Here is a 15829-nt window from a genome sequence, read left to right on the forward strand (position 1 = left end):
TCAGAAAAAAGGAAAATCAAGATGAAACGTTTCAAACTGGCCGGACTTGCCGGCCTCTTTCTGCCCTGGGCTCAGGTCACATACGCCGAGCCGCTTATCTGGGGTTTCCAAGCGGAGCAGTTCGAATATCGCGCGATGGATGGTGAGGATGCCTTCGTATGGGATTTTGATGCTCTCGCGGGATCGGATGAGTTGAAATTCGTCTGGAGAAGCGAAGCCGAGCTTGGCCTCACATCGGATGATTTCGAAAAATTGGAAAACCAGGCGCGACTTCAGTTTCCAGTTTCGCCTTTCTTTGATGCCGTAGTGGGGGCTTATGCGGATACGCCGGGTGGGGCACCTGACCGCTACGCTGGTGTGGTCGGCCTCAAAGGCCTCGCGCCGCAGTGGTTCGAGATCGATGCCGATCTTTTCGTGTCTGATCACCCATTCTTCCGTTTCGAGGCAGAGTATGAGGCACTGTTGACCAACCGCCTGATTTTCACGCCGAGCATCGAAGTTGATATGCCCCTGAAGGATGATCTGGCGCGCGAACGCGGCGCTGGCGGTGCTATAGTGGAGATCGGAGCGCGGCTTAGCTATGACGTCATCGACCGCGCTTTTTCTCCTTATGTCGGCGTTAACTACGAGGCCTCTTATGGCGACACGAAGGACATCGTCAAAGCAAATGGTGAAGATACTGATGCATTTTCGATCGTCTTCGGTACGAGCCTAATGTTCTGAAAATTTTGTCGCCCCGGCTGCAAGCCCGGGCGACCTTCAAACTATGCAATTCCCAAAGGGAGCGTGAGAGATTAACAGCCAAACTTGAAACGAAACCGTGATGAGTGGACGGGGACACGCGGGTCACATGCGGTAGAGCGGACGCAGCATGGCAATGTCAGCTTAACGAGATCGCTGTCGAAGTGCGCGAGATGATGGGCCAGGCCGTCGACGCCGCGTGAAATGGAGATTCTACGATTACGTCTTGAGCTTCCATTAGCTGGAAGCCCTAGGGTCGTAGCGACCCGGACGCAACCCCGCCAAATACGAGGACGCACCGCTCGATGTCGAACGATAGAAGCCAAGTCGGCTGGATCACTACAGATACGCTGGGTCCAAGTGCCATCGGTTCGGGGCTGTTCCTCGTATTTGCGCCCGTTCACCTTTGGGTGCCCGAACAGGTCTCGGTCGCAATCGCGGCCCTGACACTGGCCGTGATAGGGGGCGCCTATATCGGTTTCGGCGCCTCCTCTGGCTTGGCCCGGCTGTTCTGGTTGGAATTCGGGGCCGCTGCCTTCTACGCGTTTGTGGCGCTTGTTGGTCTGCTCTGGTCGCCGCTCGCGTTGCCGCTGGGACTGGCGGCGCATGCGGCCTGGGACCTGCTGCACCGTATTGGCGCCTTCGGTGCACCGGTGCCGAAATGGTACATTCCCTACTGCGTGGTCTTCGATCTGCTGACCGCCGGTTTTCTCCTCATCCTTTATCTACCGTGAGGGCGGTCAGGTGGCACAGGGCATCACGGTTGGAACAGGCGCAAAAATCGTCCTCGCGGTCGCGCTCGTGGCCGCTGCGGCGGCGCTGTTCCTTGGGCCCTTGTCAGGCTTCGTGGAAGACCTCAGCGGCGAGCGGATATCGGCCTGGGTGAGCGCTGCCGGCGCATGGGGGCCGATCGTCATCATCGCCCTCATGACGATCGCCATCGTCGCCACGCCGATCCCAAGCGCACCTATCGCCTTGGCGGCAGGTGCCGCATACGGACATACGATCGGCACCATTTACATCGTCATCGGCGCCGAATTCGGCGCCCTGGCGGCCTTCGCTCTGGCACGGTTCCTAGGGCGCGATGTGCTGACCAGATGGTTCGGCGAGACGGTGGACAAGGGCTGGCTCGGATCGCAAAACGCGCTGACCCTGACCGTGTTCGCCAGCCGGCTGATGCCGTTTATCTCGTTCGACATCGTCAGCTACGCTGCCGGTCTCAGCTGCCTGCATTTCTGGCGTTTCGCTGTAGCGACGCTTGCCGGCATCATCCCCGCCAGTTTCGTTCTCGCGCATTTCGGTAACGAGGCGATGAGCGGGGAGCCCGGGCGAGCCGCCTGGGCCGCTGTCGGGCTGGGGGCACTGACGCTGGCCCCCATTATCGCCGTGGCGATCCGCGAGCAGCGCGGGAGGAAGGCACGCTCATGACCGCGACCCCCAGGCCCGACGCGCGCCCGTCCCCGGACTGGAGAGCCGTTCGCGCGCTGATCCGCCGCGAGATGTTGCGGACTTGCCGCCGGCAACTGGGCAATCGGGCATTGCACCTTGCGGATGGCGAAGAGGTGCGCTGGCCGCCTGAAGACATCGAGCGTTTTCTCGTCACGCTCGATCGTGCAGCGGAAGAAACGCGGGAGATTGTCGGTTTGCAGACCCTGCCCGATGGCGGCAGCCGGCTGATGGTGGAGCTTGACATCTACACCGTCGCCGCCGATACCGCTCTGCGGCGCCCAGGGGTCGAGACGGGGTGCGCGCACGCGGTCGTCACCGATGTCGGTTGGGACCTCTACCGCCGGATGCTGCGCCTGTCGTCGCTGTCCGCGCGGCTCATCAGCCGCTATCCCGGGCGCAGGCTGCGCTGGACGATCCGGGCACTGCTAGTGTTTCTCTTCTACCCGGTCGGCGCCCCGGGCTATGCCGCGCGCGTCTTTCGCGATGGTGACGACCCGCAAACGCATTTCACACATCGTCCGCCGCAAACATTCGCCCGGGCGGTCGCGAGGCATCGCGCAGAGCCCGAACTGCTGGAAGCCTTTCGCCAAAGTTGGTGCCTCTACGACTGGCCCGGCGCCAATCTCATCGCCGGGGATGGCAAGCGGGGCCATTACCGCAGACCGCAGACGCTCTCTGCCGGGAAGGCACGCGCATTCGGAAAGGAAAATGTCTAGATGAAATCGGAATACAAGGCGAACAGCATCAGCCTCGCCGGTGCGATTGCGATGGGGACAGGCGTGATGATCGGCGCCGGTATCTTCGCACTGACCGGGCAGATCGCGCAGCTTGCCGGACCACTCTTCCCGTTGTCCTTCATCGCCGGCGCGCTCGTCACCGCGTTCAGCGCCTATACCTACGTCAAGATGTCCAACGCCTACCCGTCTGCGGGAGGCATCGCGGTGATCCTGCAAAAGGCCTATGGCCCGACGACCGTCGCCGCGGGGGCCGCGCTGCTCATGGCCCTATCGATGGTCATCAACGAAAGCCTCGTTGCGCGGACTTTCGCCACATATTCTTTGGAGGGATTAGGCGTCGAGCGGACCAACTGGTTGGTTTCTACCCTCGGTGTGGGTCTGATTGTGTTTGCCTATCTCATCAACGCTGCCGGCAACCGGTCGGTTGGCTTGTTCTCGATCGTCATGGCTATCCTAAAGGTGGGAGGTATCGCGCTTTTCGGGGCGGCGGCGCTCTGGGCAGGCGGTATCTCGTTCGAGGCGGCGACGGACGGGCAATCGACGCAAATCACCGGCTTCGTGGCCTCCGTTGCGCTTACGATCCTGGCTTTCAAAGGGTTCACCACGATCACCAATAGCGGTGCCGAAGTGAACAATCCGAACCGTAATATCGGTCGGGCCATCGTTGCGTCCATCGGCATCTGCGTTATCGTTTATCTTCTCGTCGCCTTCGCCGTCGGTTCCAGTCTTAACCTTGAAGAGATCATCGCTGCAAAAGACTATGCCCTTGCTGAAGCCGCGGGGCCGACCTTGGGCCGCACGGGCTTCTACCTGACTGTCCTATTGGCCATCGTCGCCACGTCATCAGGACTGATCGCGAGCATTTTCGCGGTCTCTAGAATGCTTGCCATGCTGACCGACATGAAACTGATCCCCCACAGCCACTTCGGCATGCCGGGTGCGATCCGAGACCATACTTTGGTCTACACCGTGGTAATCGCCAGTTTCCTAGCGGTGTTCTTCGATCTCAGCCGGATCGCCTCGCTCGGTGCGTTCTTCTATCTGGTGATGGACATCATCATCCACTGGGGCGTGTTTCGGCACCTGCGACAGGAGATTGGTGCCGTGGGGGCTATTCTGCTCGGCGCGATCGCGCTCGACATCATCGTGCTGGCGGCGTTCACCGCGCTGAAATGGCAGAGCGATCCGTTGATCGTGCTGGTCTCGATCGGGATGATGGTCGCTGTCTTTGCCTTCGTGGGTCTATTCTTGCGCCATCGTCCACCACAAGAGGATAAATCCGAGCCTCACTCGCATATGTAGGACGATAGACAATGCTAACTGCCGCCCTTCCGTTTCCAGACATCGGCCACGAAGTCTTTTCGATTGATATTTGGGGTTTTCACCTCGCGCTCCGATGGTACGCGCTCGCGTACATCGTCGGCATCGTAACAGGTTGGCGAATTTGCGTTCGGACCTTCGGGCGTCCTGCGCTCTGGTCGGATGCTGGGCCACCTATGAAACCCGCGCAGTTGGATGAACTGCTCACGTGGATTATTCTCGGCGTCATCATCGGTGGGCGTCTTGGTTTTGTCCTGTTCTACGAGCCGCAATACTACCTGAAAAACCCTTTGGAAATCCTGATGGTCTGGCAGGGCGGCATGTCCTTCCATGGTGGGTTTCTCGGGGTGACGGTCGCTGGGCTTGTCTTCTGTATCCGCCAGCGCGCGTCGTTTCTTGGAACTGCGGACATCTTGGCTCTGGCCACGCCACCCGGGTTGTTACTCGGACGTCTCGCCAATTTCACCAATAACGAGCTCTGGGGACGGCCGACTGATGTTCCATGGGCGGTGATCTTCCCCGGAGAGGCCGCGCAAGCCTGCCCAGGCGTGGTGGGGCTATGTGCGCGGCACCCGTCGCAGCTTTACGAAGCGTTGCTTGAAGGAGTGGTGCTGGGCATCCTTATGCTGGTTCTGGCATGGCGAAAGGGATGGCTGAAAAGGCCCGGTGCCCTGACAGGAGTGTTTCTTGCGGGCTATGGCATGTCCAGGGCCTTAGTCGAGTTCTTCAGGCAGCCGGATTTGCAATTCGTGAGTGAGGATAACCCAATCGGACACGCCCTGCATTTCGGAACCTGGGGACTAACGATGGGGCAGGCGTTGTCGCTTCCAATGATCTTTGCCGGACTGGCATTGATCTGTTGGGCTTTTCGCATGCAACAGCGAGATCGCGACCAGAAGACAACCGAGACTGTGTAAGTTTCGATCCGCTCGAACCTATGCAATGAAACGCTGCGCGCCGTTTATCCCAAAACGAGAATCAAGTCATCCGACAGCGAAAGGTCCGGAATGTGAAGGTTCTCTGGTGCGAGTCCCTTTCTGATGCGCCCGGCGGGGTCATAATGCGAGCCGTGGCAAGGGCAAAACCAACCTCCAAAATCGCCGGAGCCTTTTCCAAGCGGAACGCATCCCAAGTGAGTGCAAACGCCAATCATGATCAAATACTCTTCGCGGCCGGGAACTGCCCGGTGCTCATCGGTCGCAGGCACGTCCCCGTCGAAGTTGGGGTTTCTTGCGATCGCATCAGGTAGGTCGGCGACACTTTCGGAACGTGCCGCAGAAATTTCCTCTTCAGTTCGATAGCGGATGAACACCGGTTTTCCCCGCTACTTGACAGTGAGTTGCGTGCCAGGTGTCAGCTCGGAAATATCCACGCGGATCCTGAGCAAAGCCCTGACCACCGCGAAGGTGGCGAAGAACAGGACCAGCACCAGCTTCTGGGTTCCGGTCAGCTCCGGTTCGGTGAATTCGCCATCGTCAGCGCTTAAGAATATCCGGCGATGTGCATCGCGCTGCTTGGCGACCACCGAGTGGGATGGATCGGCCTTTACTTTAGCGGCGTAGCGCATCACGTAGGCGATGCATGTCAAGAGTCTGCCGGTCAGGATGACTAGCCGCAATGCCATACCCTGGGTAAGGGGTATCCCCGCCGCGTTTGATGCGATGACGGTTGTAAAAGGGGTGATCGTGGAGCCGAGGGTGCCGATGCCAGCTCCGATCAGGATGATGGCGACGCCGGTGACCGCATCAAACCCCGCGGCGACAACAACCGGGATCAGCAGTGCATAAAAGGCCGGTTTTTCCTATGCCATGCCGTAGGTCGTGCCGCCCAAGGCGAACAGCGACATCAGGATCGGTATCATCCAGATCTCGCGCCCTTTCATGCAGCCCATCGCCCGTCTGGATGCCAGTATCGATGGCTTTGGTGGCGTTGACTACGCCAAGAAACCCATCCAGCAGGAGCACAAACAGCGCTACATCAATTGCGTTCGCCGCATAACTGTCCGGGTCATAGAATCCTGCCACGGGAGCTAGCATGACTTCGACAAAGCCCTGCGGATTGGGATCGACGGTCTGGTAGGTTCCCGGCACGGCAACTTCACGCCCGACCTCTTCGTTCATCGCACGATCATATTGTCCTGCGGGGATGATCCAGGTCAGGCCTGCGACAATGATGATTAAGGAAAAAGGATCGTGTACGCGGTTGGAAACCATGACGACACGCCATTACTGTGTGCTTCCCTATCGGTTGGATTGTCGTTCAGGGATCCACTACCGTCTTGTCATTGAGTTGCGTCATGTGCCTGCGTGAAGTTTGGCAAGAAGGCGGGAACTCGCGCGGCATACGCGTCGAACCTGTCTCCGAACGCGGCCCGGGTTTCCCGCTCCTCTGCGCGAGCAAGCCGCACGTACATCCAGAACAACGCCGGATACATCGCCAGTGTCAGCAATGTTGGCCACTGGACCAGAAAGCCGGTCAAAACGAGGATGAAACCCACGTATTGCGGATGTCGGACACGCGCATAGGGACCACTGGTAGCCAGCGTGCCGTTCCGTTGGGCTTGGTAAAGCACTCGCCATGCGGCCGAGATCATCCAGAACCCAAGTCCGATCAGAACGAAGCTTAGGATGTGGAAAGGGCCGAAATGCGGGTTGGCTTGCCAGCCGAAGAGCATTTCCGGAAGGTGGCCGGCATCGTGCGAAAACCAGTCAATCCCTGGGTAAGTGCTCTGCAACCAACCGGACAGCAGATAAATCGTGAGAGGAAAGCCATACATTTCGGTGAACAGGGCCACTAAAAATGCGCTGAAGGCTCCGAAACTACGCCAGTCTCGCGCCGTTTGCGGCTTGAAGAAGCTGAATGCAAACATGATGAAAATGGCGGCATTCAGCAGGGTAAAGAACCACAGCCCATAACCGGGATCGTGCATCATGACTTATCGCCTCCGCCATGACCCCCGTGCCCAGCATGCATGAAGAGATGCATCACGACGCATCCGAGAAGAAGCAGCGCGAGAAACCCATTACCGCCAAAAATGTGGACGCGATGTTCGAATGCGAGGAGGAACGCACCAATCCCGAGAGCAATCAGAAGAAAGACGCCTGTGCGAGATTTCCAAAAGCCGTTTTCGTGATTGTCGTGATTATCATCATGCTCAGTCATCTGCTTTGATCCTGTTACTGTTGAATGGAGAAATCGTCTGCCATTATTGGTTCAGAACTTCAGTCGCCGCAGCCGAAGAGCATTCAACACCACCGACAGCGAAGATGCGCTCATGGCGAAGGCGGCAAAAATTGGGCCGATCAGGATACCAAAGAACGGATAGAGGATACCGGCTGCTATAGGCACACCCGACGCGTTGTAGATCAGCGCGAAGAACAGGTTCTGGCGGATATTGCGCATCGTGGCGTGGCTCAGTTTGCGGGCTCGCACGATGCCGTCGAGATTGCCCTTAACCAATGTGAACCCCGCGCTTTCGATGGCCACATCCGCTCCCGTGCCCATCGCGATGCCGACATCTGCCTGGGCAAGTGCGGGGGCGTCATTGACCCCATCGCCGGCCATGGCGACCTTTCGGCTCTGTTTTTGCAGCTCGCGGATAATATGCGCTTTGTCCTCGGGCAGTACATCAGCGCGAATCTCATCAATGCCGAGGCGGCTAGCGACGGCCTGCGCGGTGCGCTCGTTGTCGCCGGTCGCCATGATGATCCGAAATCCTTGTTCATGTAGCGCCTTGAGGGCCGCGGGAGTAGTTTCCTTGACCGGGTCAGCGACGCTGACCAATCCGGCAATCGTGCCATCCAGTACGATGAACATTACGGTCTCGCCTTCGTCGCGCCGCGCGTTGGCGGTGTCGACCAGCGCGCCGCTGTCCAGTCCCATGTCGTGGATCAGTGCTGCATTGCCAAGCGCAACCGACTTGCCGTCGACGCGGCCTTTGACGCCCTTGCCGGTCACCGCCTCGAAGTCCTCGGTCTTGGTGAAATCGACACCGCGCTCCTCTGCCCCGCGCACGATGGCCTCGGCCAACGGGTGTTCTGAGCCGCGCTCCAGCGATGCGGCCAAGCGCAAGACTTCGGCCTCGTCATGTCCTTCCTCGGTCAGCACCGCGACCAGTTTGGGCTTCCCTTCGGTCAGCGTACCAGTCTTGTCCACTATCAGCGTGTCGATCTTTTCAAACCGCTCCAGCGCTTCGGCGTTCTTGATCAGTACGCCCATCTGCGCACCTGTGCCCGTGGCGGTCATGATCGACATCGGCGTGGCAAGACCAAGCGCACAGGGACAGGCGATGATCAGCACCGCCACAGCCGAGACGAGGCCATAGGCCATTGCGGGATCAGGCCCCCAGATCGACCAGACGATGAATGACACGATTGCGACGGCGATCACCGCTGGCACGAACATCCCCGCGACCTGATCGGCGTATTTCTGGATCGGCGCACGGCTGCGCTGTGCGTTGGCAACCATCTGCACGATCTGGGAAAGCATTGTATCCGCCCCGATGCGCGTGGCCTCGATGACCAGGCTGCCGGTGCCGTTGATCGTGGCCCCGGTAACGGGTTCGCCCGCGACCTTCTCGACGGGGACGGGTTCTCCGGAAATCATCGACTCGTCCACCGAGGAGCGGCCTTCGACCACCACACCATCGACCGGAACCTTGTCGCCGGGGCGCACGCGAATGTGATCGCCCAGCTGCACCTGGTCCAGCTCGATTTCCTCTTCGGTGCCGTCAGGGCGGATCACGAGCGCTGTCTTGGCTGCCATGTCCAGCAAGGCCCGGATCGCCTTGCCGGTGCCTTCGCGGGCGCGCAATTCCATCACCTGGCCCAGCAGAACCAGCGTTACGATCACGGCGGCGGCCTCGAAATAGACGCCGACATTGCCGTTCTCATCGCGGAACCCGGTCGGGAAAATCTGCGGCGCGATGACCGCAACGATACTGAAGATATACGCCGCACCTACACCCATCGAAATCAGGCTGAACATGTTGAGATTCATCGTCCGGAACGACTGATAGCCGCGCACAAAGAATGGCCAACCCGACCAAAGGATCACGGGCGTCGAGAGCGCCAACTCCAGCCAGAGCGAAGGGCGTTCGCCCAGTTGCTCCATGAAATATGTGAAACCTACGAAAGGACCCATCGCTAAAACGAGAACGGGCATTGTCAGCACGACACCAGCCCAGAATCGACGGGTAAAGTCGACCAGCTCGGGATTCGGACCATCATCCTCAAGGCTGACTGTTTCAGGCTCCAACCCCATGCCGCAGATCGGACAGGATCCGGGGCCAGGATGGCGTACCTGCGCATGCATCGGGCACGTATAGACAGTGCCGTTGAAGCCCTCCGGCACGGTGTCATAGTCGCCGTTCTTCACCCCGACAGTTGCAGCGCCATGCGCATGGGCGTGCCCAGAATGGTCATGATGCCATTGCTGCCCAACGTCACCTTCGGGCACTAGGAACATGCCGCATTTGGGACATTTCCCTTCCTCGGCGCTACGCACTTCGGGGTGCATCGAGCAGGTATAGACCGTGCCGGTATAGCCGTCTGGTACCATGTCATAGCTCTCGTCACCCTCTCTTTGCCTGCCGCCCCGGCATTTCGTCACGTTCATCCTGCTTCCTTTCCTGTTCGCAATTGGCTCGTCACTATTGGATCGATGTAACCGACGCCCCCAACGCGCAGGGACGATGGCCACAAGGTGGTTTTTGGGGGTACTCTTGTTGGTTTGTCATGCCTTCGCCTTGCGCGAAAAGAAGTTGAACGCCGGTACGAAAATCACGGCAATTTACCAGCCATAGGCGAAGCTCTCGATCAGCCCCAGAAAGACGCTTGGCCAGCTGATCCAAGTCACGCCGGGCAGAAGTGGTAGCCAGGCCTGATACATGGTGGCGGTCGGGAATGTCAGGCCGGAGATAACGCACAGCACGAAGCTGATCGCCAGCAGAGTCCCAAGGGCCATCCCTAGGGGATAGATACGAACCGATTTAAAATCTGACATGATTTCTCCTTCCAAACCTTTCAGAGCTGCCTCGTTGTGGCGATGACTGCACCCACAGCCGAAGGGCTGTCACGAAGCTTCCTGTATCGTTTTGTCACAATGTGCGCCCAAAAATGGCGTCCGATGTGTGATCTCGTTCGAGGACAACCGGGATAGCTACCGCGCGATTTCGCCATGAGTAGTACGAATGGACGAAAAGCAGGGCACAGGAACCCGCAAAAACGCTTATTATAATCATGGCTATGAAACCTTTCTCTTGACGTATGTTGAACAGCTACTGATCTGTCCTTCTCGCTAAGCGAGGCCGTGTCGCAACTGATCTCAATTTTTGCTGCAGCAGCATTTCCCCAACGGTGCAGCAGACGATCTGGCCTTGGGTTGGACTTCGGTAGCTGTGTTGACGGAACTGCCGCCACAGCACCCACCGGACTTTGCGGTTTTGGTTTGAGATTCATCGTTTTGGATGGATTTCTGAGCCATCTTGGTCTCCTTCAATCATGGTTTCATATTGGAGACGCCCACTACTACATTCCATTACAGGAAATTCGGTGAATTCCGCGACCCATCCGCCAGTCACGTCGCTCCGATCAACAGCAACAAATCGGACTCGAGGCTATAGGGCGTAATGCCGAGATTTCGGGGTACGGGACCTTTTCCAATTCAGCCCGACTGATCGCACTGCTATCAGTGGCACGCGCAAAACCACTCGCCGAACTCTCCAACGCTGACCCACCGGCAGACCCCCAAATAGGTGGTGCACGTTCGAACCACGATTAACCCTTGACCGCCCTCCAGAGCCGATCTGTTCTGATCAATCGCTGTCAACTCCTAGTCGACGGTGGGGGGTCCTTCACGTCGTCAATCGGGTCAACGAGCTGATCCAAAACTGCCGCTCGCGCCTTAGCGATCATCGCGGGCTAACGCCGCTATATAAAGACAGGATCTCCCGCCCAGTCAAACGCGCTCCCGGGTCTTGTAGTAGCGTCCGTTAAATCGACGACACTAGTCGATTGGCTGATGATATCGGCCGAAGAATTCACGGAATTGATCAATGCCAGACGGCGGGGCCCGTTGCCACTACTCCGGTGGCGCCAGTGGCACAGTAGAGAAAGTCTCGCGAGCGTTTGCGTCTGGGACATCAATTGCCTGTTTTTAAATCGGACATCTTGCTCCCCGTCGCTTGCTGTTGGTCGAGTTCACGACGGCCATTAGCCGCAGCACTGTTCGTTTGGTTTTTGCTGCTATCAGGCCGCTACTTCCGTAGCTTTGAATTGTTGGTCTCATTTGAGACAACAGGAGACGGTCTTTCGGTATCTAGCAGCAGAACCACGAGTTCGGTCGCCATATCGCGACGTAATCCGGCAAGGAGGTAGGCGCAGTCCTTGGGTCCGAGACCCAAAATTCTGGCCGCTTCAACCAGACTCTGGCCGTCACTTTCGATCCTCCGAAAGAGTTCTTGGGAAACCGGAGCATCGGCATGGTGCGAATGCGACGCGCAAGCGCAGCCTATCCGGTGAACGAGACTAAACAACTCCGTTGAGGAGGCGAGGCGCTCATGGATTGCCTGATCCGATATATTTTTTTCCGCTGATCATTTTGGTGTCCCTGCCATGACGCCCGGACCTGGGCTTTCCCGTAAGTCGACGCTTCCTGGCGGAATCCATTACAAGCTGGGCCTATTCACCTAGCATCAGTTCGATGCGTCCTTGGGAGCACAGTGGGTCTCATCTTCGGGGTTTTCGCAGCCGATCGGAGTGCAGTAGCAGTCATCCCAACCTGTCTTGCAGCACTTGCCACATTGACCCGTCAGCGCATCGCGCAAGGCCGCGCGGGCACGATGCAGACGCACGCCAAGCGCGTTGCGGGTCAGGCCCATGTCGAAGGCGACCGCGGCACGGTCCTCCTCTCCGAAGTCGACCCGACGAATCAATTCTGCATCTGCTGCCCGCTGCGCCGGAACCAGACCATCCAGGCAACGGCAAAATTGCGCCATCTGTGCGGGGGCATCATCAGCCAATGCCTCGGGTTCGCTGCCATACGCTTCGGCGAGGCGCCCCCGGCGAGCCAACTTACGGAAATGATCGTTCATCGTCGATCGCAAGATGGCATAGAGCCAGGAATCCATTCGCTCCACGTCTCGCAGCTGGTCTTTGCGCGTCAGCACCCGAACGCAGAATTCCTGCAAAACATCGTCCGCATCCGCCTTGTTGCCCAAACGGCGCACCAGAAATCCCAGAAAGGCTTGCCGACCCTCTGCAAGCGCGATCTCGGCCGGGTCGCGGTCGTGGGCAGGTTCCCGTGTTTTTGTGTCTGGCTCCGTCATATCTCATCCCTCCATTTCATTTAGATGCGAGCAAATTGCATTAAGTTCAACATAACGTGGCACTCAAGTTCGTTCATCGAAGGTGACGGATGAACGACCGGTTCTCGGTTGTTTCGGAAGAATGCGTATTCAAACCTCATTGAGTGTCCTTTCCTTTCCGCGCTGAACCATCCCTATTCCCAAAAATATCATAACGATGCCTACAATTTGTAAGACAGAGAGTCACTCGCCATAGACAACGATACCCAAGGTCAGTCCAAAAACCGGAATGAGAAAACTGAAGGCAATGGCCCGATTCAATGGAACTGTTTCAAGCGCTGAGAACCACAGCCAATAGACAAGTGCCGATCCTGCCATCGCCAGGACGAGAAGCGACGCGATGAATGCGGGCGCCCAGTTAATTGTAGTTGGCTCCTCCATGGATATCGCCGCAATGACGAGTGGTACGCTACCTAACAGCATCTGCACGCCCATTGCCGAAAGGGTGTCCACCTTTCCTGCAATGGATTTTATCAGGACGTTGCTAAGCATAACGCCAGCGGCTGCAAGAATGATTTACAGAACGCCTATAACATAACTCTCGTTTCCATCAGCCAGAAAATCGGGCAGAGCAATTAGCACGATCCCTGCAAATCCGGCAAACAAGCCTATGCTACCAATCAAGGACAGCTTTTCCCCGAGCCAGAACGCCGCGAGGACAGCGGCCAGAAGAGGTTGCGTATTCGCTATTACTGTCGCAAAGCCCGGTGAGGCAAACTCTGCCGCATGAAACATCCCAAGAAAGCCAAGACTCGTCGCACCGAAGCCAGCTCCCGCTAGCGTCAACCAAACCCGGTGCCCTCGCGGAAATGGTCGCCCTAACATCAGCGCCAAAACTGTAAGCACGCCGCCTGCGAGGAGCGCCCTCATGGCGGCAAAAGTGAGATGAGGCGAGTATTTGAGCCCGACCACGATGACCGGAAAGCACAAGACCCAGAGCACCATCGCAAGCACAACCTTCAGGGCCGCTACTGGTGTCATAGGCAGTCCTTTCATCGAACCGGCTCACGTTCATCCTGTCTAGGATCGACAGGATCAAGCGTCAGATACCGAGGGAATCTGTCACCAAATGTAACCAGGTCGGCTTTTGCGACAGACCGTTACACGACAGCGCCCGGAGCCTGTTGCAAGACACGTCGCATTTGCCACTTTGGTCCTGCAACACGCCAAAATGGAGGCTTTCAATGAAACGTAACACCACGCTCATTCTCGCAACCGCATTTGCTACGGCTCTCGGCGGCGCAGCGCTCGCGGACACGGGATATATAACCGGGCATCATGATCTGCCCGACCGCGATAACAATATCCACATGAACGATACGATGCGCGGCCATTTCGATCACGCCGATCAAAACAAGGACGGCAAGGTCACGCGCGCGGAGATGGAGGCCCATATGCAGGCTGCATCAGAATTCAAGAGCATGTTCGAAGAGCGCTTTGACAATCCGCAGCGAGGCCAATGAGGCTATACAGCAGGCGCTGTTGCTGACAAAGGAAAGTCAAATTCTCTGTAGCTTGATCACGACTGTGGCGCTCAATATGCGCCGCAGTCAGCTTAAGTTTCGTCAACGGCTATGGCTTTCCTTTCATCCGTGCTTCGCCTCGCGGTAGAGAACGCACAGTCGACGCAGTTCATCGATTCCCGTTTCGGGTAGCTTCGGAAATCAACACGGAAAGCTATGCGCAAACAAGGAGCGACCCTATGAGAATGCCGTTACTGGCAATCGGTGCAACAGTACTCACTAGCAGCGCTGCAATAGCCGATGTGTAAATTCCGGAAGGAGAACTCGGAACAGTACTTCATCTGAATGAAGCCTTTGAGGCTGTTGGCCGCATCGAGGGTCTCGACAACGTTCACGAACTGGCAGGCGCAACAAACCGCGGCATCCTGGTTGCCGGTAGTCTTACGGAAACCGAAGTCGGCATGGTGCCCAAGCCTTCCGAAGTTTCTGAGGAGGATCACGTAGCTCACCATGGAGGCAGAGAAGATGCCGGCCCGACCACTTCGAGCCTGATCACCTTGGTCGACGCGGACAGTCATGAAATCCTGCGTCGCGTCGAAGTTCCCGGCATAATACACCATGTCGGGGTTTCGTCGGATGAACGCTTCGCCGCGGTGACGCATCCTGGACTCGATGCTGTTTCGCTGATCGACCTGGAACACGGTGAGGTTACTGCGATCGTCGCCACGGGTCCGATCCCGGAATATGTAATCGCCTAGCCAAAGAAGGGCTATTTCTTCGTTTCCAACGCCGGGAATGACGCGATCAGCGAACTCGATCCTGAAGACGGGATAGTTACGCGCAACTTCAAACTGCAAGGTCCACCCAAGCACATGATGCTGGATGCCGAGGCCCGTCAATTGATTATCAGCGAGTCTGACGTCGGCAAGGTTTCAATTGAAAATGCCGACAGTGGTGAAACTCTTGATTCGTTTGAACTTGGAGGAAACCTGCACGGCGTTGCAGCGGATAAAGATGCAATCTGGTCGAGTGCACGCGAGCGTAACCTTGTGGTACGCATTGACCGCGCAACAGGTGGGCGCGTGGGAATCAATTCGTTCAAATACCATAGGTTCTGGCGATTTCAGCCCAATCGGACACTGCAGTTTTAGGTCCACCGCTATGCAAGATTACTGACAAAGCAGTTGAGCTGATTAGTTAGTGCCAAATCAGCATAAGCAACGCTGCGGTATGTACAACGGCCCTGCTGGCAGTCTAGGCTGAAGCAAATCACCACGCCGCTCCGGAAATAAGGGCCGTCACGACGTGGCCAATTTAGTCAACTCTGAAAAACTTGTAGCGGCTCAGCTGCTTGAGATAGCTTCCTTCAATCAAAAGCTAAGCCTGCGAGAGCAGAATTCGATCACGCTCTTGTTCAGCAAGCCACCCTGCCCTTTTGTGAGAGTTCTTCACAACTAAAATCCTGGATCAGCAAACTCCCCGAGCAGGGCGTTTCGCTTGAACCATTTGTCACGTTCATCGTGGGCTTCAACCTCCTCGCGCGACACCATGCCGTCCTGATTGCGGTCTATGTGCCGAAAGTGGCCTTTCATTGTATCTCCCGAATGGGTGGCATCACCTCGCTTGGGCAGTTCGTGATGCCCGGTACCGTAGCCGTTGTCTGCCAAGACAATACCACCAGCAGACACCGCGACAGTTGTACAAAAAATCAGTGCCAGTTTACGTCCCATTCACTTTTTCCTTTTGTCCTACAT

Annotated in this window: 17 protein-coding genes and 2 pseudogenes; 8 read left to right on the top strand and 11 right to left on the bottom strand. The window is 57.4% G+C overall.

The features are described from left to right. Window positions 1–21: 21 nt before the first annotated feature. The 6 genes from FIU89_RS21385 to lgt all read left to right on the top strand — a co-directional run bounded on the left by FIU89_RS21385 (window position 22) and on the right by lgt (window position 5164). Entirely contained in the window at window positions 22–723 is a 702-nt protein-coding gene (locus tag FIU89_RS21385; protein ID WP_057796902.1) for a copper resistance protein B, read from the top strand. Between the two features lie 323 nt (window positions 724–1046). Further along, window positions 1047–1475 (top strand): DUF6010 family protein, encoded by a 429-nt coding sequence (locus FIU89_RS21390; RefSeq protein WP_057796901.1) that lies wholly within the window; start codon window positions 1047–1049, stop codon window positions 1473–1475. A gap of 100 nt (window positions 1476–1575) precedes the next feature. Then, window positions 1576–2169, top strand: coding sequence for a TVP38/TMEM64 family protein (locus tag FIU89_RS21395; protein WP_254701911.1), 594 nt, complete (start codon window positions 1576–1578; stop codon window positions 2167–2169). Further along, the gene (locus FIU89_RS21400; RefSeq protein WP_152477314.1) at window positions 2166–2906 is read left to right on the top strand and encodes a hypothetical protein; all 741 of its coding nucleotides are present in this window, start codon (window positions 2166–2168) and stop codon (window positions 2904–2906) included. Before FIU89_RS21395 ends, FIU89_RS21400 begins: the two co-directional genes overlap by 4 nt. Then, complete coding sequence (locus tag FIU89_RS21405) at window positions 2907–4229, top strand: APC family permease (RefSeq protein ID WP_057796899.1); 1323 nt, start codon at window positions 2907–2909, stop codon at window positions 4227–4229. It begins immediately after the preceding gene. An 11-nt stretch (window positions 4230–4240) separates the two neighbouring features. Then, window positions 4241–5164 (top strand): prolipoprotein diacylglyceryl transferase, encoded by a 924-nt coding sequence (lgt, locus tag FIU89_RS21410; RefSeq protein WP_057796898.1) that lies wholly within the window; start codon window positions 4241–4243, stop codon window positions 5162–5164. A 44-nt stretch (window positions 5165–5208) separates the two neighbouring features. Here the strand turns inward: lgt and petA are convergent. The 9 genes and pseudogenes from petA to FIU89_RS22705 form a co-directional block, all read right to left on the bottom strand. Then, a pseudogene (gene petA, locus FIU89_RS22405) lies at window positions 5209–5649 on the bottom strand (ubiquinol-cytochrome c reductase iron-sulfur subunit); the annotation flags it as partial. Further along, window positions 5641–6468 (bottom strand): annotated as a pseudogene (locus FIU89_RS21415) (YfcC family protein); the annotation flags it as partial. The pseudogenes petA and FIU89_RS21415, both read right to left, overlap by 9 nt. Window positions 6469–6528: 60 nt before the next feature. Beyond that, window positions 6529–7179 carry an isoprenylcysteine carboxylmethyltransferase family protein gene (locus FIU89_RS21420; protein ID WP_201455466.1) on the bottom strand — a complete coding sequence of 217 codons (651 nt, stop codon included), beginning with the start codon at window positions 7177–7179 and terminating at the stop codon, window positions 6529–6531. Then, a complete protein-coding gene (locus FIU89_RS21425; RefSeq protein ID WP_082631175.1) occupies window positions 7176–7409 on the bottom strand; it encodes a DUF2933 domain-containing protein in 234 nt (77 codons plus the stop codon). The genes FIU89_RS21420 and FIU89_RS21425 overlap by 4 nt, the downstream gene beginning before the upstream one ends. A 51-nt stretch (window positions 7410–7460) precedes the next feature. After that, window positions 7461–9764, bottom strand: coding sequence for a copper-translocating P-type ATPase (locus FIU89_RS21430; RefSeq protein WP_216647100.1), 2304 nt, complete (start codon window positions 9762–9764; stop codon window positions 7461–7463). A gap of 273 nt (window positions 9765–10037) precedes the next feature. Beyond that, window positions 10038–10250, bottom strand: a complete 213-nt coding sequence (locus FIU89_RS21435; protein WP_057796896.1) for a DUF5676 family membrane protein — start codon at window positions 10248–10250, stop codon at window positions 10038–10040. 1690 nt (window positions 10251–11940) lie between these two features. After that, window positions 11941–12573 (bottom strand): RNA polymerase sigma factor, encoded by a 633-nt coding sequence (locus FIU89_RS21450; RefSeq protein ID WP_057796895.1) that lies wholly within the window; start codon window positions 12571–12573, stop codon window positions 11941–11943. A gap of 222 nt (window positions 12574–12795) precedes the next feature. After that, the gene (locus FIU89_RS22700; RefSeq protein WP_236544607.1) at window positions 12796–13104 is read right to left on the bottom strand and encodes an EamA family transporter; all 309 of its coding nucleotides are present in this window, start codon (window positions 13102–13104) and stop codon (window positions 12796–12798) included. Between the two features lie 24 nt (window positions 13105–13128). Further along, on the bottom strand, window positions 13129–13593 hold the full coding sequence (locus FIU89_RS22705; RefSeq protein WP_236544606.1) for a DMT family transporter: 465 nt from the start codon (window positions 13591–13593) through the stop codon (window positions 13129–13131). Between the two features lie 203 nt (window positions 13594–13796). Here FIU89_RS22705 and FIU89_RS21460 point away from each other — a divergent pair, with 203 nt between their 5' ends. Beyond that, window positions 13797–14075: a hypothetical protein gene (locus tag FIU89_RS21460; protein ID WP_057796894.1), complete on the top strand. Its 279-nt coding sequence runs from the start codon at window positions 13797–13799 to the stop codon at window positions 14073–14075. Window positions 14076–14326: 251 nt separating this feature from the next. Here the strand turns inward: FIU89_RS21460 and FIU89_RS21465 are convergent, their stop codons facing one another. Beyond that, window positions 14327–14932, bottom strand: coding sequence for a hypothetical protein (locus FIU89_RS21465; RefSeq protein WP_152477315.1), 606 nt, complete (start codon window positions 14930–14932; stop codon window positions 14327–14329). 15 nt (window positions 14933–14947) lie between these two features. On the opposite strand from FIU89_RS21465, the gene FIU89_RS21470 reads away from it, so the two are divergent. Further along, window positions 14948–15226, top strand: coding sequence for a YncE family protein (locus FIU89_RS21470; RefSeq protein WP_144435650.1), 279 nt, complete (start codon window positions 14948–14950; stop codon window positions 15224–15226). A gap of 303 nt (window positions 15227–15529) precedes the next feature. Here the strand turns inward: FIU89_RS21470 and FIU89_RS21475 are convergent, their stop codons facing one another. Continuing rightward, window positions 15530–15805, bottom strand: coding sequence for a hypothetical protein (locus tag FIU89_RS21475; RefSeq protein WP_057796892.1), 276 nt, complete (start codon window positions 15803–15805; stop codon window positions 15530–15532). Window positions 15806–15829: the final 24 nt, after the last annotated feature.

The sequence above is a fragment of the Roseovarius sp. THAF27 genome, assembly GCF_009363655.1.
Lineage (GTDB): Bacteria > Pseudomonadota > Alphaproteobacteria > Rhodobacterales > Rhodobacteraceae > Roseovarius.